The following is an 18,924-nucleotide window of genomic DNA, read 5'->3' on the forward strand; positions in this document are numbered from 1 at the left end:
ATGAGAGGCATTGGGGCGAAGTACCCATGGGGGCGCACTGCTGTGCGCCCGTACAAGGCTCAAAGTTTGCCTAGTTCTGGGAAATCTGCCAGGGTGGGCTGATCAAACTCCAGGTGGGGTTGTTGATGGCCATATCCATATCGCGGGCAAAGACCTCGAAACCGTCGTAGCCGTGGTAGGGGCCGGAGTAATCCCAGGAGTGCATCTGGCGGAAGGGCAGGGCCATCTTCTGGAAGACGTACTTCTCTTTGATGCCAGAGGCAATTAGGTCAGGCTTGAGGTTCTTGGCAAGTTCCTCGAACTCGTAGCCGCTGACATCGTCGTAAATTACTGTGCCTTCGTCGATGTATTCGGTGGTGCGCTTATAGTCGTCGCCGTGACCAAACTCATAGCCAGTGCCAATCACCTCCATGCCTAGGTCAGTGAAGGCGGGCACCACGTGGCGGGGGCGCAGGCCGCCGACCATGAGCATCACTTTCTTGCCTTCGAGGCGGGGGCGATACTTGGCCACAATCGCATCCATACGCGGTTGGTACTTGGCGATCACCTGCTCCGCCTTTTCCTGAATGGTTTCGTCAAACTGGGCGGCAATCTTCCGTAGGGATTTGGCAATCTGGGTGGGGCCAAAGAAGTTGTACTCCAGCCAGCCAATGCCGTACTTCTCTTCCATGAACCGGCAGATGTAGTTCATCGACCGATAGCAGTGGATTAAGTTGAGCTTGGCTAGGGGTGTCATCACCACTTCGTTAAAGGTGCCGTCCCCCGAAAACTGACAGATCACCCGCAAACCAATCGCCTCCAGCAGCAGGCGGCTGGGCCAGGCATCGCCGCCGATGTTGTAGTCGCCGATGATGTTGACATCGTAGGGGCCAGGTTCGTAGCCCTCAGGTAACTTGCGGTACTCGTCGGCCTTGGGCAGCACCCAGTCGCGCACGGTGTCGTTGGCGATGTGGTGGCCCAGGGATTGGGACACGCCCCGGAAGCCTTCGCAGCGCACGGGCACCACGGGCTTGCCGTATTCCTTCGCCTTCTTGCGGGCCACGGCCTCAATGTCGTCGCCGATCAGGCCTACCGGGCATTCCGATTCAATGGTGGTGCCCTGGCTGAGGGGAAACAGGATCTCCAGTTCGTCGATCAGTTTGTCGAGCTTTTTGTCGCCGCCAAAGACAATATCGCGCTCCTGAAAGTCGGAGGTGAACTGCATAGTGCCGAAGCTATCGACTCCGGTGGTGCCAATGTAGTAGTTGCGGCGGCCTGACCAGGAGTAATAGCCGCAGCCCACTGGCCCGTGGCTAAGGTGGATCATGTCTTTGACCGGGCCCCAGACCACTCCTTTGGCTCCTGCATAGGCGCAGCCACGAGTCGTCATTACACCGGGGACGGACTTTTTGTTGGACTTTACGCCACAGTCGGTCTTTTCGGCCTCTTGGACGCTGATGTGCTTGGCCCGAAGCTTTTTGGCTTTGTCGGGGTAGGCTTCTAGCACCTCGTCGATGAGTGCTTTTCTATCTTCTACAGTAGTCATGGTGCCCTCTTGGGTAGGGTGGACGGGATGGGTGGATGGGTTTGAGTTGGGGGTTGGGGCGCACGGCGATGCGCCTGTATAGCTTTGGGAAAAGATCCCAGGATTCTGTCGGGGGGAATTGTTTGACCTAGCGCCTGGCTCAGAACCCTGGGATCTGCTCCCAGAAACCTAGACCACTGCCAGGGCCTTGTCGGCCTCCAGAGCCTTCTGGTACTCTTCATCACCATCGAGAATGCCAAATTCAATCAGCAACTCCTCTAGCTCGTCCATCGAAATAGGAGTTGGGATGGTGAGATTCTTGTTGTTGATGATCTTGTCGGCCAGTTGGGCGTACTCCTTCGCTTGGTTGCTGTTGGGGGCGTACTCGTTTACCGTCATGCGGCGCAGTTCGGCGTGCTGCACCACGTTGTCGCGGGGCACGAAGTGGAGCATCTGGGTGTTGAGCTTGGCGGCCAGGGCTTCGATCAGCTCAATTTCCCGGTCGGTGTTGCGGCTGTTGCAGATCAAACCGCCCAGGCGCACGCCGCCGGAGTGGGCATATTTCAGCACGCCTCGAGCAATGTTGTTGGCTGCATACATGGCCATCATTTCGCCCGACACCACGATGTAGATCTCCTGGGCTTTGCCTTCCCGGATGGGCATGGCGAAACCGCCGCAGACCACGTCGCCCAGTACGTCGTAGGAGACGAAGTCTAGGTCTTCGTACGCGCCTTCTTCTTCTAGAAAGTTGATGGCGGTAATAATGCCCCGTCCAGCGCAGCCGACACCGGGTTCGGGGCCGCCGGACTCGACGCACTTGACGCCGCGATAGCCAGTGAGCAGCACCTCGTCCAGTTCCAAATCTTCCACTGCACCGCGCTCGGCGGCTAGGTGCAAGATGGTGGTCTGGGCTTTGCTGTGGAGCATCAGGCGGGTGGAGTCGGCTTTGGGGTCACAACCGACGATCATGATCCGCTGGCCCTTTTCGGCCATGGCGGCTAGGGTGTTTTGGGAGGTGGTGGACTTGCCGATGCCGCCTTTTCCATAGAATGCAATCTGTCGCATGGGGGGATTTCTCCTTGGGTTTGATTTCGGATTGAGGGGTAATGAAACGTTCGTCAATTCGGATCAGGCAAGGGCCTGGAGGAGGGCCGGCGGGTCGCGCCCGGCGCGGGGGATAGAGGGGTGCATGGGTGAGAGGAGGGGTAAGGGGATTTGGAGTTGGTGATTTTGGATTTTGGGAAAACTTATGGAGTGTCGAAATTTAGATTGCTTCGACGATGAGGGAGGGTAAGACTAAATCCTTTAACTTGGCCTCGATTGCGTACTTTAGGGTTTCCGTGCTGCTGGGGCAGGAGCCGCACGCCCCTTGGAGCTTAACTAGGACGCGATCGCCCTCGACATCGTGCAGACTGACATCGCCGCCGTCGGCCAGCAGCAGGGGCCTCACCTCGGTGTCGATCACCTGCTGGATCAGGGTAATTTTTTGCAGGTTGGTGAGGGGGGTGGAGGGGTAAGGTAAGGCTTGGGTGCTTTGCTCCTTTTCCGGGGTGAGGGTGGGGGCGACTTTTACGGATTCTGCCGAGTGTTGAATGTCCAGCAGAATGTCCTCAATGTCTGCTAGGCAGGAGCCGCAGCCGCCCCCGGCTTTGACGTAGTTGGTGACTTGCTCTACGGTGGTTAGTCTGTTTTCGGCGATCGCCCGGCGGATCTTCTTCTCGCTGATGCCGTAGCAGGTGCAGACCAGGGTGCCGTCGTCGTCCTCGTGGTGCTCCACTTCGATGCCGCGATACTTGTAGATCGCTGCCTCTAGGGCCTCTTGGCCCATCACCGAGCAGTGCATTTTCGCTTCTGGCAGGCCGCCGAGGAAGTCGGCAATGTCCTGGTTGGTGATGTGCAATGCCTCGTCTAGGGTTTTGCCCTTGATGATTTCGGTCAGGGCAGAGGAAGAGGCGATCGCACTCGTGCAGCCAAAGGTCTGGAACCGTGCATCCAAAATGCTGTCGGTGGATTGCTGAATCTTCAGGTGCAGCCTGAGGGCATCCCCACAGGCAATGCTGCCCACTTCACCGTAGACCACCGCCACATCGGGTTCCTGTGGGTCATCGATGGTGCCCTGGTTGATGGGGTTGTAGAAGAGTTCGAGTACCTTTTCGGAGTAGTCCCACATGGCAGTTTCGGGGGAATGAAAGAATTTTGGATTTGGGATTGGCGATTTTGGGATTGTGGTGAGGCAGTCCCCTTCTGGAAGAGGTGCCCAGAGGGCGGGGGGTTGGCGAGAATTTTGGATTGGCGATTTTGGATGAAGCAAGCAATCCAAAATCCAAAATCTAAAACCCAAAATTGCCTTAGGTTGCAACGGCTAAATCTCGCTCTTGCAGCCACTCCACTTGATCGTTGTTGAAGGGCGATAGGGCCCGCAGGCGTTCCACAATTTCGGGCATGACAGTGAGTACCTGGCGGATTTCGGCTTCGGTGGTGTAGCGGGAAAGGCTGAAGCGGATCGAGCCGTGGAGGATGGTATAGGGCAGCCCCATAGCCGTCAGCACATGGGAAGGGTCGAGGCTGCCGGAGGTGCAGGCAGAGCCGGAGGAAGCACAGATACCCTCGCGGTTAAGCATGAACAGGATGGCTTCCCCTTCGATGTACTTGAAGCCAATGTTGGTGGTGTTGGGCAGGCGGGGGGCACCGCCGCCGTTGACCACGGTATCGGGGATGGTGGTCAAAATGCCGTGTTCCAGCATGTCTCGCAGTTCGGCTTCGCGCTGGACATGAGCCAGGTGGATCTGGGCCAGTTCCGCTGCTTTGCCCAGGCCTACGATGCCTGGCACATTGTGGGTGCCCGCCCGGCGGCCCCGCTCCTGGTGGCCTCCTAGCAAGAAGGGACGGAAGCGGAAGCCTTTACGGACATACAATGCGCCGATGCCCTTGGGGGCGTGGAGCTTGTGGCCGGAGAGGGTGAGCAGGTCGATGGGGCTGGTGGCCAGGTTAATCGGCACCTTGCCGACGGCCTGGACGGCATCGACGTGGTAGGTGGCCCCGTAGGACTGGGCGATCGCCCCAATCTGCTCTACCGGGAAGATCACCCCGGTTTCGTTGTTGGCATACATCGTAGTGACTAGGGCTGTACCACCAGTCATCGCCGCCTCCAATTCCATCAGATCCAGCTCGCCCCGACTATTCACCGACAGGTAGGTCACCTGGTAGCCCCGCTTCTCCAAGTGCTTGCACACCGCCAAAATCGCCGGGTGCTCGACTGCTGTGGTGATAATGTGGCGCTTCTCCGGCTGGGCCGCCAGGGCAGCGTGGATGGCGGTGTTGTTGCCCTCACTGCCGCAGCTATTGAAGATAATCTCCGTCGGCTCGGCCCCCAGCAGGCTCGCTACCTGCTCCCGGGCAGTTTCAATTGCCGCTCCTACCTGGCCGCCAAAACTGTGCATCGACGACGGGTTGCCGTATAGCTCACTCAGGTAGGGCAGCATCGCCGCCAAAACGTCGGGGTCGGTGCGGGTGGTGGCGTTGTTGTCGAGATAAGTGACCATAGCAGTTAGGGAATTTGGGATTGGGAATTTGGGATTGGGGAGATTGTTCTTCCGGTTCCCCTCTCTCTCAGGGAGAGGGGCTGGGGGTAAGGGTCAATGGGCCGTTTGCAATCGCTTCAAAGCCTGCGAATAGGTATCAAACCAGTGGTGCCAATAGCTCGACTCCTGCACCCCCCGGAGCCTGGCCACCATGCGGGTGTAGGTGGCAAACCAGGCCTCCCAGTAGTCGGGCGATCGCTCTGACGCTGAGGACAATGGCACCGCCGCCACGCCACTGGTCAGCGGCACACAGCCCTCGTTGGTAGGGCAGATAGCCCAGCACTGGGCCACCCCGTAGGTTCCCTGACACTGGTTGCAGCGATCGCTCGCAATCCAGAATTTTGTGCTGCCATCGGTCTGAATCGCCCCAGTGGGGCAGGCAGAGAGGCAGCGCCGACAACCGATACAGCTTTGAGTGATGGTGTAGGGCATGGGAGCCTCCAAGGGGAGTGGATTTGTGGGGATTTTGGACTGGAGATTTTGAACTCTGGAGGGGATTTTTCAATCCGAAATCCAAAATCCAAAATCGACCTATCGTTTCAACACATGCTCGTCGTAGAACCTGCGGGCCACAGTCTCGATCACGTCGTAGTCTTCGACCACCACCAGGCCCGCTTCCTGCAACCGCTTGCTGGGGCAGGGGCCAATCTTGGCCGCCAGCACCGCTTTACAGTCGGCAATGGTGTCGATGATGCCGGTCAGCATCGCCTCTTCGCCATAGCCGCCCTGGCAGTAGTCGGCCACCTTGCGATGGCTGATGAACCGAGCCTCGGCAGCATCCACTTCGTAGATCATGAATTCCTTGGCGTGGCCAAAGTGCTGGTTCACGATGCCGCCGCCCTTGGTGGCCACGGCAACGAGAACCTTGGGCGAATCCTCCGAACGCTCACCGGGAACGCGGGCGGCGGACTGCTTCTTGGCGGCCACGGCGGCCTTGGCCTGCTCAATGCTAAGATGCACGGCCTGGCGGGTTTCCAGGCTGTAGTCCACGGGCATAGCCATAAACTTCTGCTTGGTAAACTCCTGGCTGCGGTCTTCGCCCAGCAGACCCACGGCATCGGCCCGGCACTGGCGACAGTGTCGCATCAGCTTCAGGTTGCCAGCGCAGTTATCCTGCACCTGCTTCAGTTCCTTGGGGCTAGGGCCGCGCTGCCCATTCAGTCCAAAGTAGGTGCCGTGTTCCGGGGCCGAAATCAGCGGCATGATGTTGTGCAAAAATGCGCCCCGCTCCCGAATGGCAGCATTCACCTCGGGCATGTGCGTGTCGTTGATGCCAGGGATGAGGACGGAATTGACCTTGCAGAGAATGTCAGCCTCTTTCAAAGCCTGCAATCCCTCCATCTGCCGCTCGTGGAGGATGCGTACCCCCTCAAGGCCCCGATAGCGCTTGCGGCGGTAGTGAACCCAGGGATAAATCTTCTCGCCCACGCTGGGGTCCACCATATTAATAGTGATAGTGACGTGATCGACATTTAGCGCTTTGATGCGATCCACATAATCCGGCAGCATCAAGCCATTGGTGGAGAGGCAGAGTTTGATATCGGGGGCCTGCTCGGCGATCAGCTCAAAGGTGCGGAAGGTTTTTTCGGGGTTGGCCAGGGGGTCGCCGGGGCCAGCGATGCCCAGCACCGTCATCTGGGGAATTTTGCCCGCCACCACTAAGACCTTGTGGGCGGCCTCTTCGGGGGTAAGCAGTTCGCTGACCACACCGGGGCGGCTCTCGTTGGCGCAGTCGTACTTGCGGTTGCAGTAGTTGCACTGGATGTTGCAGGCAGGGGCCACCGCGACGTGCATCCGGGCGTAGTGGTGGTGGGCCTCTTCGCTGTAGCAGGGGTGCTTTTCAATGCGGGCCTGCAAGCTCTCGCTAAGGGCAGTGTCGGTTTTGGTGGTGCAGCCAGAGGCGGTCGTACTACAGCCGCCACCCGCTGGCTTGATCACGGTTTTAGTCTTGGTCAGGGTAATGTCCAGATCGGGCGTCGCGGTGGGCGCGGAGGTCATGGCAGAGGATGGCGGTGGCGTCATGGGTTTGGGGAGGTAGGGGTGGATAGGGCGGGGTTGGAACTCATGGCGGCGCAGCCAGACAAGGGCTGGAGAATTTCCGTCGCTGGCTGGTGGATGCCCTACAGGGAGCAAAACCTATCAGCCAGCAACGTGCTGATAAGGGCGATTCCCCTGCGTGGGTGGTATCGCGAGGAAATCGGTGGGCCGTTCGATTGCTGTTTAGGTACTGACAGGGCAGCGTGTCAAAGTTATTAGCTTTAACCAAGCTGAGGTTGACGTTGCCATCTGCTGAGTCCCCTTTCAGGTATCGAGTAACGCTGGGGTGTTCGGCGTTGAAAGAGTTATAGCAACGGGAATTTTGCTACTTTGGTTGCTTGTCCCGGTAGAGTTGATTGAATGATTAGCGGTGTACTTAACTGCCAGACACCCGGATTACAGAAGCCCTGATCTTTTTTGGCAGGGTGGGGGGCTAGTATTTCCCTGGAGCCATGCTGGTATTTCAACAGCCGAATGCTGTATTTCTGTACTCAGATGAAGTGCCCATTGGAGAAAGGATTTAGCATTGGTCTAATGCTTTAACTAGCTGAGGTTTCTGAGTACTCAAAGCTCACATTTTGGCATTATTTACTACAGAATGAAGCGTTGTTTTCAAGTGCCAAATATTAAACTGTATCGATCTTGGCTGTCTGCCGAGCGTAATGGTCATCAACGTTACTTTTAGTGAGTCAAGAAATGTTTTGGATGCCCAGAGCGCGATGGGTTTGCTGACTTGGATAACTGGGTAACCTCAAGCCCAAATTTCCCTTAGAGAGTGACTTTCTTGGAGAGTGACTTTGAAATTTCAGTTCTCTGCGTCTCTCAGGGGTTTAGGGAGATAGGAGCAGACTTCAGATATTCAGATGGTTTGTCAGACGGTTCATTAGTTGGCTTACTTTCTTCAAGGGCAACAGATGTTAAGGATTTCTGAATTAAAGAGAGAAGCTTCTGATAAATCTGCTACAGTTTTTTGTGTCAAGGGTCAATTGTAGCTTTGGAAGCCCCTAACCCTGAGTGCATAATAGACAGAATCTTGCCCACTGACCAAATCAGCTAAAGTCTTTGATGAGTAAGACTTTTCAGTGAGTACATAATGCTTGAACCCAGGGGTAAAAATGCGCCTTCCTACGATGAGAAATACCCGTCCCCTTAGCCATCAAAAACTTTTCCCCCTGGATCGATAAGGGATTTGGGACTGAGTGCAGTTGTAATTGGTTTAGTCATCTGGATGAGTTAGCCCTCAACTGGCAGTCTTAGAAGTCATTGCTATAAGCAGAGAAACAAAACGCCTCCACTGGAGCTATGTTTCTCTCCTTTCCTCGCGGTTTTACCCAGCCTTCGGTCGATATCCCCAAGCGGCTGCCCATTCTGGCTGCTCTACGGGAAGACTTTGCCATCATCTTTGAACGCGATCCGGCGGCGAGTCACTGGCTGGAGGTGCTGTGCTGCTATCCCGGTTTGCACGCCTTGGTGGCCCACCGCCTAGCCCACGAACTGTGCGATCGCGGCATCCCCTTTCTGCCCCGGTTTATCGCCCACCTCAGCCGCTTTTTCACGGGCATCGACATTCATCCCGGTGCCCAGATTGGCCGGGGTGTCTTTATCGACCACGGCATGGGTGTGGTGATTGGTGAGACGGCGATCGTGGGCGATTACTGCCTGATTTACCAGGGAGTCACCTTGGGGGGAACTGGCAAAGAGACTGGCAAGCGCCACCCCACTGTGGGCAGTCATGTGGTGATTGGTTCCGGGGCCAAGGTGCTTGGCAACATTACCCTTGGCGACTACGCCCGCATTGGGGCCGGGGCAGTGGTGCTGCAATCGGTGCCTGCCCACTGCACTGCGGTTGGTGTGCCCAGCCGCAACGTTTGCCGCTGCAACACTGCCACCGCTCCCCTGGATCATGCCCAACTGCCCGATACTGAAGCGAGGACGATCCGCGCCCTACTCGATCGCATCGAAACCTTGGAAACCCAGGTGAGCCAACTTAGACAGTCTGCCTCTATCCCCGTGGAGCTAGTGCCATGAACTCGTCTTCTTCTGTCTCCGGTTGGGGACACATGATTTCAGTGAACCGATGCGATCGCTGGTCAATCTACTACCGCCTGCGAGATTTGAATATCCCCTGCGCTTGCCCGGCAGATGGCACTCTTCGAGTAGAGGTCAACCACGCCCTTGCGCTATTGCTAGTTCGCAGTGCCCTGTTTCAGTTTTCCTGCTCTCGCCAGGAACGGGTGGACTGGCTGGAAAGATGCTGGCGGAGCCGGGAGGGATGCGTGGCTAATTCGTAAAATCTCTGATTCTAAAAATCATCCAAATCCCCAATCTCTAACTCTCAATTTTTGCCTAATCTCTTGTCTAATCCGAAATTCCCAATCGAAAATCTCCAATGCTAACCACTGACTCTTCTACCATTGACGCTCTCAAGGCCCAAATCAAAAAGCTCAATAGCAAAGCTGGGCAACTCAAGATGGATCTGCACGATATTGCTGAAGGTCTGCCCGCCAATTTAGATCTTTTGCCCGATGCGGCAGCCCGCACCTACGAGGTCTATTGTCAACTGCGCGACTTGAAACAACAACTGCACACCCTGGAGCAAGCCCAATGAGTTCTAAAGTAACGACCTTTAATGAAATTACCCAGGCTGAGGACTACTTTGCGTTTTTTGGACTGCCCTACGACCCACAGTTTCTCAACGTCAACCGCCTACACATCTTGCAAAAATTTTCCCGACTGATGCAAGAGAAGGGAGTCGAAAATCCAGATATGGCAAATGATGCCACCTTTAACCAGTACCGAGAACTGTTGCAGGAGGCTTACAGCCTATTCCAAACCTCGTCGCCTCTTCAGCAAAAACTGTTCAAAGTTTTCAACAACAAACCCAAAAATGTCGTCCTTCTCTCTGAAATTGAAGTCGAATAAGACATTTTGAATTTGCAGGTTTGAACTGTGAATTTCAGTCAAAGCTTCAAGCTGCAAGCTCAAAATTTTCCATCCCTATCTTCCCAACTCCCTGCTATGCCAACACCCCACGCAATACTCTCACCTACCGAGCGCGAGCGCTACCGCCGTCAAATGCAGCTCCCTGGCTTTGGCCAGGAGTCTCAGGAACGACTGAAATCCGCTACCGCCCTAGTGACTGGGGTGGGCGGGCTGGGCGGCACAGCAGCGCTGTATCTGGCGGCGGCGGGGGTGGGGCGGTTGATTTTGGTGCGGGGGGGGAATCTCCAGCGGGATGACTTGAATCGTCAGGTGCTAATGACCGATGACTGGGTGGGTAAGCCCAGGGTGTTCAAGGCCCAGCAGGCCTTGGCCGCCTTTAACCCGGATATTGAGATTGAAGCGGTGTGCGAGTATGTTACTGCTGAAAACATCGATGGTCTGGTGCAGCGGGCAGACATCGCCCTAGACTGTGCGTTTGACTTCAAAGAGCGCGATTTGCTCAACGCCGCCTGTGTGCGCTGGGGCAAGCCAATGGTGGAAGCGGCGATGAACGCAATGGAGGGCTACTTGCTCACTGTGATTCCGGGGAAAACCCCCTGCCTGTCGTGCTTGTTTCCCGAAAAGCCAGAGTGGGATTGCTGGGGCTTTGGGGTGCTGGGGGCGGTGTCGGGCACTCTGGCTTGCCTCGCGGCCCTGGAGGCGATCAAACTTGTCGCTGGACTGGGCGAGCCGCTGCTGGGTCAGCTCCTCACTATGGATCTGGCGCGGGCAGAGTTTGCCAAACGCCGTGCCTACCACGACCCGGATTGTCCGGTGTGCGGTGGGGTGAAGGCAAAGGGCGATCGCACTATTCCCGTAGTAATGGCGAGGAGTTAGCCCATGACCTTTTCTCGCGGTCCACCCTGAGGTAGCGGTGGGCAATGCCTATTTCACACACAGCACTGCCAAAATCTAGAATCGCCAATCCAAAATTCATCCACCCCCTTACCCATCTAATTCTTACCTATCCATTTGCTATGACTATCACGATTACCGAACTCGCCGAACTGCGCTTGCGTACCTTCCTACGCGGTACGCCGGACTACACTCCCGAACGCGGCGTTCGTTTGGCGGTGAAAGACGGCGGTTGCAATGGTTATGAGTACGATATTAAAATTGCCAACGCTCCCAAGCCCGACGATCGGGTTGTGGAATCGGGCAGTTTGAAGGTTTTTGTGGACCCCACTAGCTGGCCCCTGCTGGACGGCATTGTGGTGGACTACATCGATAGCCTGCTAGAGAGTGGGTTTAAGTTCACCAATCCCAACGCCACTGCCACCTGCGGCTGCGGCAAATCGTTCCAGGCGGCGGGCGATTGCAGCCCTACTGGAGTGCCCTGTAGTTAAAGGTTTTGAGCATTGAGTTTTTGGGCTGCGTTTTTAGGCTTGAATGCAGGAATTTGACTCAGCACTCAAAATTCAACATCCACAAACTGCCCCTCAAAGGAGTCCTACCATGACGAAAACATATCAAGTTCGTCTAATCAACAAGAAGCGCAATATTGATGTCACCATTCCGGTGGATGAGAACACTTACATCATTGACGCGGCAGAAGAGAACGACATTGACCTACCCTTCTCCTGTCGGTCGGGCGCTTGCTCTAGCTGCGTTGGCAAATTGGTCGAAGGCGAGGTTAATCAGGAGGAGCAGTCTTTTCTAGACGACGAGCAGATTGCCAAGGGCTTCATCGTACTTTGCTCATCGTATCCGCGATCAGACTGCACGATTAAGACCCATATGGAGGCGTATTTAATTTGACGATTGAGGGGGGCATTGCTATATGGATGCAGCCTATGGTTGACCCAATCCTTTCGCTGGAGTTGCGTCATGTTTAATCGATTTACAGTTGCAGGAGCAGCATTACAGGTTCTCAATGTGGGCGATCGCGGCACGATTGCTCGCTTTACCGAGACCGATTCCCAAATTCTTTCTCACCTGCAATCTCTTGGTTTAACTCAGGGAAAAACCATTGCCGTTACCCAGCGACACCCCAACTTCATGATTCGCACCGAAGACGGACATCTTACCTTACCGCCTTTGCTGGTGAGCGCGATCTACGTGCGACTAGTAGGCCCCCAATCTGATTTGGAGGAAAGAAACAGCCGCCAAAATTTAGAAAGATAGTGGCTCTACAAAGCAGATAAGTAGGTGGACATTAATAAATATAAAACCCAGAGACCCTGCGCCGCCCGTTGCGCGGGCGGCGCAGGGTTCAGGATCTGTTTTTTAATCTGGTCTATCTACTTAGTACCCAACCTATTCTCTTTACCTTCTACCTGTTTTCAAGGAGTAAACCCGTGGCAGACATTGGACTTTTCTACGGCAGCACTTCTGGCGTTACCGAAGAAATTGCTGAAAAAATTCGAGATGCGATCGGTGAAGACCACTGCGACCTTTACAGCATGGAGACCGACTACGATAGCGTAGATGACCTGCTCCAGTATGACTACCTGATCCTCGGCTGCTCCACTTGGGGGGCGGGCGAATTGCAGAACGACTGGCGCGAACCTATATTCGACATGGAGATGGACAAGCCCGACTTTTCGGGGAAGACCATTGCCCTGTTTGGCCCCGGCGATTGTGAAGGTCACAGCAAGCATTTTGTTGGGGCTTTGGGCATTCTATACGACCAGTTCAAGGCACTGGGAGCCACTATCGTCGGGGCGGTTTCTGCGGAAGACTACACCTTTGAAAAGTCCACTGCTATCCGCGACGGCAAGTTTGTGGGCCTGCCCCTGGATGAGGTAAATGAAAGCGAGAAAACTGACCAGCGCATTGCCAACTGGCTGGAGATTTTGAAGGCAGACTTTCCGGCGATCGCCCGCTAACCCCATCTCTCTCAGCCCATCCGCAAGCCTCGACCCAGCCCCACCGATCCAAGAGGTTCCCCATGGCCACAGTCATCTTCTACGAAAAACCCGGCTGCTTCAACAACGCCCGCCAAAAGCGTTTGTTGGAAGCCGCAGGGCATCGGGTGATCGCCCGCAACCTGCTGACCGAGCCGTGGACTTGCGATCGCCTGCGCCCCTTCTTTGCTGGGCTGCCTGTGCCCCAGTGGTTCAACGCTAGCGCTCCGGCCATCGCCGCTGGGGTGGTCGTGCCTGCCCAACTTGATGCTGACACTGCCCTAGAACTGATGGTGCTGAACCCATTGATGATCCGCCGCCCGCTGCTGGAGGTGGAGGGCGATCGCCGCGCTGGCTTCGACTCCGAGGCGATCGATCGCTGGATCGGCCTTACCGTTGCCACCCCGACCCCCGATCTCGAAACCTGTCCTCGAATCCTTGCACTTCGGAGGGGCTAGCCAGCCCAACCCCCATGTGTGACTTTTTAAAGCGTTGGCCGATGGGCAATCTGTCCTCAGCCACTGAGGCAGCAATGAACTTTGAAACCCGCTGGCAGCAATACTATCAAGCAGTGGAAGGGCGGCCTCCCCGGACGACCCTGACCCGAGCGCTGGATTCCATTGCCCAAGACCCCAACCCCCTGCCTCGGTTTGCGGTGGACTTGGGCTGCGGCAACGGGCGCGACACCGTGGAACTGCTGCGCCGGGGCTGGCGAGTGCTGGCTATCGATGGTGATCCAGAGGCGATCGCCCGCCTGCGGCAGCGGGATGACTGCGATCGCACCTACCTAGAGACCCGTGTCCAGCGCTTCGAGAACCTCACCCTTCCCCCAGCGGTGAGCCTGATCAACGCCAGCTTTTGCCTGCCCTTCTGCCTGCCCCAGCACTTTGCCTACCTGTGGGAGGAAATTGTGGTGGCTCTATCTCCCGGGGGGCGCTTCTGCGGACAACTCTTTGGCGACCAGGATTCCTGGGCGGCCTATGCTGACCTCACCCACCACAGTCGCATCGAGATCAATCAACTGCTAGAACCTTTCACTGTCGAATGGCTAGAGGAAGAAAATCACCCTGGCAAAACTGCCCTGGGGGAAGACAAGCACTGGCACATCTTCCACATCGTGGCCCAAAAGCAGTAGCCTAATCCACAGCCACCATCACGTCGGAAGCTTTGACCACGGCGTAGGCTTCATCGCCCACCTTCAGCCCCAGGTTCTCAGCCGATGACTTAGTGATGACAGCGGACACCTCCAGCCCTGGAGCTACCTCAATGACAACTTCTGCTGTCACCATGCCAGAAACCACTGATTTTACAGTGCCTTTCATTGCATTCCGAGCGCTGATCTTCATAACTGTCTGGGTTAGTGCTTATAACTGAACAACAAAACTTTACTACATATAGCAGATATCCTTGAGCCTGAATTTTGAAGTAGCTGAAAATCCTTATGGCCGTGCTATTTGGCAAATGCTCAAATTGTAGAGTTTGTAACTAGATGAAGCTGGAAAATGTATTGAACTAAACCAAGGTGTGAAGTTTTACCAACTTTATCAATAGAAATCATTGGCAATTAAAATGTCTGACTCTATGCCCAGCATGTGCTGAGAAAAATGAGAGGCAATTGTGGGCAACAAGCTTTGGGCGTGTTTCTCGCTGAACTCGATTAAGTTGCTGTACAAAGACGCAGATTTTACCCCCATCCAAGCAATAACGCTTGGATGGGGCGCTGAAAAGTTTCCTCAGAGCGATCGCCCTTGTGAGCATTGCTGCTTCTGGTCAGAATCTCGAATTGCAGCTAACTCGTTTGTTTTTCCAACCACTAGGTTTCAGACCTTTCATCTCAACTCGGTCTTCTGGCCAGTTTGACTTTGAGCTACTGTCCATTTTTGAGCAAGAGAACCCACAATCATGCCAATCAAGAACAAAACCGGATTCCAAATTCCTAAAACCAGTGCTGCAATCGCTGGCCCTGGGCAGTAGCCCGAAATCCCCCAGCCGATGCCAAAAATTGCCGCACCCACAACCAGCGGCAAATCAAGCTCTCGTTTAGTAGGAAGATAAAATTTATCGGCAAATAAGGGACGCGATCGCTTGAGTACAAAACGGAACGCAATCAGCGTAACGCCAACTGCCCCTCCCAAAACGAACAGCAACGTTGGGTCCCATGCACCTGCTACATCGAGAAATCCGAGAACGCGATCGCGATCGATCATTTGCGATAGTCCTAACCCAAAGCCGAACAGAATGCCCGAAATGAGTGCTGCTAGATGGTTTTTCATAAATCTAGATTGATTTGTTGGATTTTGCGATCACAGTCCTGAAGACAAACCATGTCTAATCACAAACCATGTCTAATCACAAACACTGTAAGCATTCCAGTGATTAAAAACGTGAGGACGGCCACCAGCGATCGCCCCGATAAGCGTCCCAGCCCACAGACCCCATGACCGCTCGTGCAGCCGTTTCCCATGCGGGTTCCCCAGCCAACCAACAGTCCCCCCACAAGCATGGCGATCGGTGCAAACGTAGAACGAGGTGTAGGCTGCACTGCAAAGCCATACTCATACAGCGCAGCGCCCAACAACAACCCAGAAATAAAACTCCATCGCCAAGCTTCTGCTTTGCGAAAGGTAATTGCCCCATTCACCATGCCGCTAATGCCCGCAATGCGACCACTCAGCAACAACAAAACCGTCGCGCTAAGACCAATCAGCCCGCCGCCCAATAATGCCGATAGTCTGTCCAACAGTGCCATCTGTGCGCTCTCCGTTAATTATGCAGGTTCTACTACCGTGTGGTAATATAGTAATAAGAAATGGATCTATCGCAAGTTGCGGAATGCCTCCCATGCCTACAAAATCATCCAGAAAGCCTGTTGCGGTTCAAGCCAGAAAGCCTGTTGCGGTTCAAGAAAGAGCGCCAGAACAAGTAGATGGGAGCCTAGCCCATGCAAACCTAGTCAATGAGTGCGGTATTTCTAAACTCACTCCCCAAGCATTAAGCCTGATGGCAGACTTCTTCAAAGTTTTATCAGAAGTGAGTCGCCTTCAGATCGTATGTTCTCTGAAAACAGGCGCTAAGAATGTAACAGAGATTATCGAAGAAACAGGCTTGGGACAGGCGAATGTGTCTAAGCATCTGAAAATGCTGACTCAAGCTGGGGTGGTTGCCCGCGAGCAGCGTGGAGTCTGTGTTTACTATCGCATTGCCAATCCATTTCTGTTTGAACTGTGCGATTTGGTTTGTGATGCACTGACGATGCAAGTTGAACAGCAGAGTCAACAACTTCAGCAATTATCACAGCTAAGGCAGAGCCGCTAGCGTTTGCTGAGATCATCAAATGCAATTCCGACAACTTGCTCGAGACGAGTCGTTTGACAGACAACTCGCCTCGTTTTTGCATCTAGGGCGATGATTTCCAGCACTTGGTTTCCGTAATCGCACAGAAGCTTGGCATCTGAACCAGTGTAGTAGACGCGATCGCCAACCTTAAAACACAGGGAACTGCCCGATCCTTGAGGGGATGGTCGCTGCCCATCCCCTCCGCAATCTCGTTTAGCTTCGCAATCTCGTTTAGCGCCGGAGCAGTCGGTTGATGGGCTTGAAAATATCCGCTTCAAATCCTTCACCCTTTAGCATGCGATTCCAGTACAACCAGGGCAACACATGGGCCTTTGCCAAATACATTGAGTAGCGTTCTTGGGTCGGATCAAGCGGAAACGAGGGAGCCAACTTTCCACCATAGGCAAACTCTGCCATGATGGTTGAGTTGTAGCCTGTGATGAGGGGACAGCAGGTATAGCCGTCATATTCTGCGGTTATCGGCTGCGACTGAATCAAAGACAGCAAGTTCTGAACCACGATTGGCGCTTCTTTTCGGGCTGCGGCGGCTGTCTTAGAGGTCGGCAAAGAAGACGCATCGCCGAGTGAAAACACGTTGGCATAGCGAGTGTGTTGTAGCGTTGCCTGATCAACATCCACCCAGCCACCGGCCCCAGCCAACGGGCTTTGCTTGATAAAATCGGGGGCACTCATGGGGGGAGCCACATGAATCATGTCGTAGTGAATGCTGACTTCCTCAGTGCCGTTATCGGTGGTGACATCAAAAATTGCTTCTTGTGTGTCTGCCTTGATTTCCTTAAGGTTGTGCTTGAACTTGGTAACAATGCCGCGCCGCGCCACCACTTTATCCAGAGCGGCTGCATATTCTGGTACGGCAAACATAGAGGCCCCAGCGGTGCAGAACATCACTGTGGTGTTCACTCCGACACCGCTCTTGCGCTTGAAGGTGTCATCGGCCATATACATCACTTTCTGAGGCGCACCGCCACACTTGATCGGCGTGGCGGGATAGGTAAAGAGGGCGTTCCCGCCTTTGAAGTTTTGGATGGTTTCCCAGGTGTAGGGGGCGTAATCTTTGGAGTAGTTACTGGTGACTCCGCCTCGACCCAGCGCTTCTTTTAAGCCTTTAATCAAATGCCAGTCAATTTGAATGCCAGGGCATAGTACCAAGTACTCATACTCAATGGCTTGGCCGGCTTCGGTGATGACCGTGTTGCGATCGGGGTCTAGTTTTGCGACTCGCGCTTGAATCCAGCTTGCCCCCTTGGGAATGACATCTTTTTCATCTCGAATGAATTTCTCAATCGGAGCCACGCCGCCGCCCACCAGCGTCCAGCCAGGTTGGTAGTAATGTTTGTCGGACGGTTCAATGATGGCAATATCCAGAGCGCGGTTTCGCTTCAGCAGTTGGGCCGCAACCGTGATTCCGGCTGCTCCTCCTCCCACAATCACAATTTGGTGGTGCTTCACGGGCGGGGCGATCGCCTCGGCGGTCGAGAGATTTTGATGAAGCTGTTCAGCAGGGTGGGTTGATTGGGTTTGCTGTGCAGTCGGTGACACGGTAGTTCCTCAAATGTAACGAAGGGTGTAGAAAATGAGTTGATGACGTAAGATATTTACTATGTGTACCATACTACCAATTGGTAATATAGTTGTCTCTTCCAAAGAAAATCTTAAATCCATTTCGGCGGCTTGACGAAAATTAAACCTTAAACCATATTACTATATGGTAATTAAATTGAAGCTGAAATCCCTAAGTTAACGCTACGGGGCGATCGCAGTCATGGTTGCTGGCTATCTCACGTTTTTTTCAATCCTGGTTGTTGTCGCCATTCTGTTTGTAGCAGGCGACCTCTAGAACACAACCCTTCTGCACAACACCGTCTCACGAGGTAACGAACGATGCTATTTCGACAACTTTTTGATCAAGACACCTGGACTTACACCTATTTGATTGCTGACCCCAAGACCAAGGAAGCCGTTTTGGTGGACTCCGTGATTGAACAGGTCGAGCGCGATTACAAGCTGATTAATGAATTGGGATTGATCTTGAAATACTGCCTAGAAACCCACGTCCATGCTGACCACATCACGGGGGCTGGCAAACTTCGGGAGCTAACGGGCTGTGAAACGATTGTGCCGGAAAAGGCGCAGGTTGCTTGTGCCAACCGCCACATCCGGCATGGGGAAGTCTTGAAGGTCGGAGAAGTTGAAATTCGGGCGATCGCCACTCCAGGACACACCGATAGCCACATGGCGTATCTGGTGAATGGCGACCGAGTGCTAACGGGCGATGCATTGTTTATTCGGGGCTGCGGACGGACTGATTTCCAAAGCGGCGATGCAGGGACACTGTATGACTCCGTAACAGAGAACCTGTTTACGCTGCCGGATGGTACGCTTGTGTACCCGGCTCACGACTATCGCGGCCACAGCGTCTCCACGATTGCTGAAGAAGAACAATGGAACCCGCGCTTTACAGGGCGAACCCGCGATCAGTTCATAGAGTTTATGAACGGGCTGAATCTGCCTGATCCAAAGAAAATCATGGAAGCTGTTCCCGCAAATGAACAGTGTGGCAATGTGCTGGTAACCAGCTAGAAGACTCAGTTTGGCAGGGCAGGAGGACAGCTCAAAC

General features: G+C 54.5%; 23 protein-coding genes. 13 read left to right on the top strand and 10 right to left on the bottom strand.

Annotation, left to right across the window (positions count from 1 at the left end; all coding sequences use genetic code 11):
- Positions 1-70: 70 nt before the first annotated feature.
- The 6 genes from nifD to nifB all read right to left on the bottom strand — a co-directional run bounded on the left by nifD (position 71) and on the right by nifB (position 7,107).
- On the bottom strand, positions 71-1,525 hold the full coding sequence (gene nifD, locus JTM80_RS13420) for a nitrogenase molybdenum-iron protein alpha chain (RefSeq protein WP_172355835.1): 1,455 nt from the start codon (positions 1,523-1,525) through the stop codon (positions 71-73).
- A 168-nt stretch (positions 1,526-1,693) separates the two neighbouring features.
- Entirely contained in the window at positions 1,694-2,569 is an 876-nt protein-coding gene (gene nifH, locus JTM80_RS13425) for a nitrogenase iron protein (protein ID WP_172355833.1), read from the bottom strand.
- 199 nt (positions 2,570-2,768) lie between these two features.
- Positions 2,769-3,674 carry a Fe-S cluster assembly protein NifU gene (gene nifU, locus JTM80_RS13430; RefSeq protein WP_205369602.1) on the bottom strand — a complete coding sequence of 302 codons (906 nt, stop codon included), beginning with the start codon at positions 3,672-3,674 and terminating at the stop codon, positions 2,769-2,771.
- 178 nt (positions 3,675-3,852) lie between these two features.
- Entirely contained in the window at positions 3,853-5,046 is a 1,194-nt protein-coding gene (gene nifS, locus JTM80_RS13435) for a cysteine desulfurase NifS (RefSeq protein WP_172355829.1), read from the bottom strand.
- A gap of 93 nt (positions 5,047-5,139) precedes the next feature.
- Positions 5,140-5,517, bottom strand: coding sequence for a 4Fe-4S dicluster domain-containing protein (locus JTM80_RS13440; protein WP_172355827.1), 378 nt, complete (start codon positions 5,515-5,517; stop codon positions 5,140-5,142).
- A gap of 99 nt (positions 5,518-5,616) precedes the next feature.
- On the bottom strand, positions 5,617-7,107 hold the full coding sequence (gene nifB, locus JTM80_RS13445) for a nitrogenase cofactor biosynthesis protein NifB (RefSeq protein ID WP_172355825.1): 1,491 nt from the start codon (positions 7,105-7,107) through the stop codon (positions 5,617-5,619).
- Between the two features lie 1,317 nt (positions 7,108-8,424).
- On the opposite strand from nifB, the gene cysE reads away from it, so the two are divergent.
- The 11 genes from cysE (at position 8,425) to JTM80_RS13500 (ending at position 14,085) form a co-directional block, all read left to right on the top strand.
- The gene (gene cysE / locus JTM80_RS13450; protein ID WP_205369603.1) at positions 8,425-9,150 is read left to right on the top strand and encodes a serine O-acetyltransferase; all 726 of its coding nucleotides are present in this window, start codon (positions 8,425-8,427) and stop codon (positions 9,148-9,150) included.
- Positions 9,147-9,413 (top strand): Asr1405/Asl0597 family protein, encoded by a 267-nt coding sequence (locus tag JTM80_RS13455; protein WP_172355821.1) that lies wholly within the window; start codon positions 9,147-9,149, stop codon positions 9,411-9,413. The genes cysE and JTM80_RS13455 overlap by 4 nt, the downstream gene beginning before the upstream one ends.
- 98 nt (positions 9,414-9,511) lie before the next feature.
- Positions 9,512-9,730 carry a CCE_0567 family metalloprotein gene (locus JTM80_RS13460; protein WP_172355819.1) on the top strand — a complete coding sequence of 73 codons (219 nt, stop codon included), beginning with the start codon at positions 9,512-9,514 and terminating at the stop codon, positions 9,728-9,730.
- Positions 9,727-10,044, top strand: a complete 318-nt coding sequence (nifW, locus tag JTM80_RS13465; RefSeq protein WP_172355817.1) for a nitrogenase-stabilizing/protective protein NifW — start codon at positions 9,727-9,729, stop codon at positions 10,042-10,044. The genes JTM80_RS13460 and nifW overlap by 4 nt, the downstream gene beginning before the upstream one ends.
- Positions 10,045-10,140: 96 nt before the next feature.
- Positions 10,141-10,941: a HesA/MoeB/ThiF family protein gene (locus JTM80_RS13470; RefSeq protein WP_172355814.1), complete on the top strand. Its 801-nt coding sequence runs from the start codon at positions 10,141-10,143 to the stop codon at positions 10,939-10,941.
- Between the two features lie 140 nt (positions 10,942-11,081).
- Positions 11,082-11,450 (top strand): iron-sulfur cluster assembly accessory protein, encoded by a 369-nt coding sequence (locus JTM80_RS13475; RefSeq protein WP_172355812.1) that lies wholly within the window; start codon positions 11,082-11,084, stop codon positions 11,448-11,450.
- 109 nt (positions 11,451-11,559) lie between these two features.
- Positions 11,560-11,862, top strand: a complete 303-nt coding sequence (locus JTM80_RS13480) for a 2Fe-2S iron-sulfur cluster-binding protein (RefSeq protein ID WP_068516893.1) — start codon at positions 11,560-11,562, stop codon at positions 11,860-11,862.
- 69 nt (positions 11,863-11,931) lie between these two features.
- Positions 11,932-12,228: a FeoA family protein gene (locus JTM80_RS13485; RefSeq protein ID WP_172355810.1), complete on the top strand. Its 297-nt coding sequence runs from the start codon at positions 11,932-11,934 to the stop codon at positions 12,226-12,228.
- A gap of 173 nt (positions 12,229-12,401) precedes the next feature.
- The gene (locus tag JTM80_RS13490) at positions 12,402-12,932 is read left to right on the top strand and encodes a flavodoxin (protein ID WP_172355808.1); all 531 of its coding nucleotides are present in this window, start codon (positions 12,402-12,404) and stop codon (positions 12,930-12,932) included.
- A gap of 62 nt (positions 12,933-12,994) precedes the next feature.
- On the top strand, positions 12,995-13,408 hold the full coding sequence (locus tag JTM80_RS13495; protein WP_172355806.1) for an ArsC/Spx/MgsR family protein: 414 nt from the start codon (positions 12,995-12,997) through the stop codon (positions 13,406-13,408).
- A gap of 74 nt (positions 13,409-13,482) precedes the next feature.
- Positions 13,483-14,085 (top strand): trans-aconitate 2-methyltransferase, encoded by a 603-nt coding sequence (locus JTM80_RS13500; protein WP_225906626.1) that lies wholly within the window; start codon positions 13,483-13,485, stop codon positions 14,083-14,085.
- A gap of 1 nt (position 14,086) precedes the next feature.
- Here JTM80_RS13500 and JTM80_RS13505 read toward each other — a convergent pair whose 3' ends face one another.
- The 3 genes from JTM80_RS13505 to JTM80_RS13515 all read right to left on the bottom strand — a co-directional run bounded on the left by JTM80_RS13505 (position 14,087) and on the right by JTM80_RS13515 (position 15,699).
- Positions 14,087-14,239 carry a molybdopterin-binding protein gene (locus JTM80_RS13505; RefSeq protein WP_255548762.1) on the bottom strand — a complete coding sequence of 51 codons (153 nt, stop codon included), beginning with the start codon at positions 14,237-14,239 and terminating at the stop codon, positions 14,087-14,089.
- A 540-nt stretch (positions 14,240-14,779) separates the two neighbouring features.
- On the bottom strand, positions 14,780-15,223 hold the full coding sequence (locus JTM80_RS13510) for a YeeE/YedE family protein (protein ID WP_172355800.1): 444 nt from the start codon (positions 15,221-15,223) through the stop codon (positions 14,780-14,782).
- A 59-nt stretch (positions 15,224-15,282) separates the two neighbouring features.
- A complete protein-coding gene (locus JTM80_RS13515) occupies positions 15,283-15,699 on the bottom strand; it encodes a YeeE/YedE family protein (RefSeq protein ID WP_172355798.1) in 417 nt (138 codons plus the stop codon).
- A 92-nt stretch (positions 15,700-15,791) separates the two neighbouring features.
- Between JTM80_RS13515 and JTM80_RS13520 the strand changes: the two genes are divergently transcribed.
- The gene (locus tag JTM80_RS13520; RefSeq protein WP_205369605.1) at positions 15,792-16,265 is read left to right on the top strand and encodes a helix-turn-helix transcriptional regulator; all 474 of its coding nucleotides are present in this window, start codon (positions 15,792-15,794) and stop codon (positions 16,263-16,265) included.
- A gap of 252 nt (positions 16,266-16,517) precedes the next feature.
- On the opposite strand, the gene JTM80_RS13525 is transcribed toward JTM80_RS13520, so the two are convergent.
- Positions 16,518-17,846: an FAD/NAD(P)-binding oxidoreductase gene (locus tag JTM80_RS13525; protein WP_228721613.1), complete on the bottom strand. Its 1,329-nt coding sequence runs from the start codon at positions 17,844-17,846 to the stop codon at positions 16,518-16,520.
- A 342-nt stretch (positions 17,847-18,188) separates the two neighbouring features.
- On the opposite strand from JTM80_RS13525, the gene JTM80_RS13530 reads away from it, so the two are divergent.
- The gene (locus tag JTM80_RS13530; RefSeq protein ID WP_172355796.1) at positions 18,189-18,887 is read left to right on the top strand and encodes an MBL fold metallo-hydrolase; all 699 of its coding nucleotides are present in this window, start codon (positions 18,189-18,191) and stop codon (positions 18,885-18,887) included.
- Positions 18,888-18,924: the final 37 nt, after the last annotated feature.

Source organism: Thermoleptolyngbya sp. PKUAC-SCTB121 (assembly GCF_016919485.1).
GTDB classification, from domain to species: domain Bacteria; phylum Cyanobacteriota; class Cyanobacteriia; order Elainellales; family Elainellaceae; genus Thermoleptolyngbya; species Thermoleptolyngbya sichuanensis.

Bases quoted from the DNA above. Each gene is read 5' to 3' on its own strand.
- nifD (WP_172355835.1), bottom strand. From the start codon at position 1,525: ATGACTACTGTAGAAGATAGAAAAGCACTCATCGACGAGGTGCTAGAA.
- nifH (WP_172355833.1), bottom strand. From the start codon at position 2,569: ATGCGACAGATTGCATTCTATGGAAAAGGCGGCATCGGCAAGTCCACC.
- nifU (WP_205369602.1), bottom strand. From the start codon at position 3,674: ATGTGGGACTACTCCGAAAAGGTACTCGAACTCTTCTACAACCCCATC.
- nifS (WP_172355829.1), bottom strand. From the start codon at position 5,046: ATGGTCACTTATCTCGACAACAACGCCACCACCCGCACCGACCCCGAC.
- JTM80_RS13440 (WP_172355827.1), bottom strand. From the start codon at position 5,517: ATGCCCTACACCATCACTCAAAGCTGTATCGGTTGTCGGCGCTGCCTC.
- nifB (WP_172355825.1), bottom strand. From the start codon at position 7,107: ATGACGCCACCGCCATCCTCTGCCATGACCTCCGCGCCCACCGCGACG.
- cysE (WP_205369603.1), top strand. From the start codon at position 8,425: ATGTTTCTCTCCTTTCCTCGCGGTTTTACCCAGCCTTCGGTCGATATC.
- JTM80_RS13455 (WP_172355821.1), top strand. From the start codon at position 9,147: ATGAACTCGTCTTCTTCTGTCTCCGGTTGGGGACACATGATTTCAGTG.
- JTM80_RS13460 (WP_172355819.1), top strand. From the start codon at position 9,512: ATGCTAACCACTGACTCTTCTACCATTGACGCTCTCAAGGCCCAAATC.
- nifW (WP_172355817.1), top strand. From the start codon at position 9,727: ATGAGTTCTAAAGTAACGACCTTTAATGAAATTACCCAGGCTGAGGAC.
- JTM80_RS13470 (WP_172355814.1), top strand. From the start codon at position 10,141: ATGCCAACACCCCACGCAATACTCTCACCTACCGAGCGCGAGCGCTAC.
- JTM80_RS13475 (WP_172355812.1), top strand. From the start codon at position 11,082: ATGACTATCACGATTACCGAACTCGCCGAACTGCGCTTGCGTACCTTC.
- JTM80_RS13480 (WP_068516893.1), top strand. From the start codon at position 11,560: ATGACGAAAACATATCAAGTTCGTCTAATCAACAAGAAGCGCAATATT.
- JTM80_RS13485 (WP_172355810.1), top strand. From the start codon at position 11,932: ATGTTTAATCGATTTACAGTTGCAGGAGCAGCATTACAGGTTCTCAAT.
- JTM80_RS13495 (WP_172355806.1), top strand. From the start codon at position 12,995: ATGGCCACAGTCATCTTCTACGAAAAACCCGGCTGCTTCAACAACGCC.
- JTM80_RS13500 (WP_225906626.1), top strand. From the start codon at position 13,483: ATGAACTTTGAAACCCGCTGGCAGCAATACTATCAAGCAGTGGAAGGG.
- JTM80_RS13505 (WP_255548762.1), bottom strand. From the start codon at position 14,239: ATGGTGACAGCAGAAGTTGTCATTGAGGTAGCTCCAGGGCTGGAGGTG.
- JTM80_RS13510 (WP_172355800.1), bottom strand. From the start codon at position 15,223: ATGAAAAACCATCTAGCAGCACTCATTTCGGGCATTCTGTTCGGCTTT.
- JTM80_RS13515 (WP_172355798.1), bottom strand. From the start codon at position 15,699: ATGGCACTGTTGGACAGACTATCGGCATTATTGGGCGGCGGGCTGATT.
- JTM80_RS13520 (WP_205369605.1), top strand. From the start codon at position 15,792: ATGCCTACAAAATCATCCAGAAAGCCTGTTGCGGTTCAAGCCAGAAAG.
- JTM80_RS13530 (WP_172355796.1), top strand. From the start codon at position 18,189: ATGCTATTTCGACAACTTTTTGATCAAGACACCTGGACTTACACCTAT.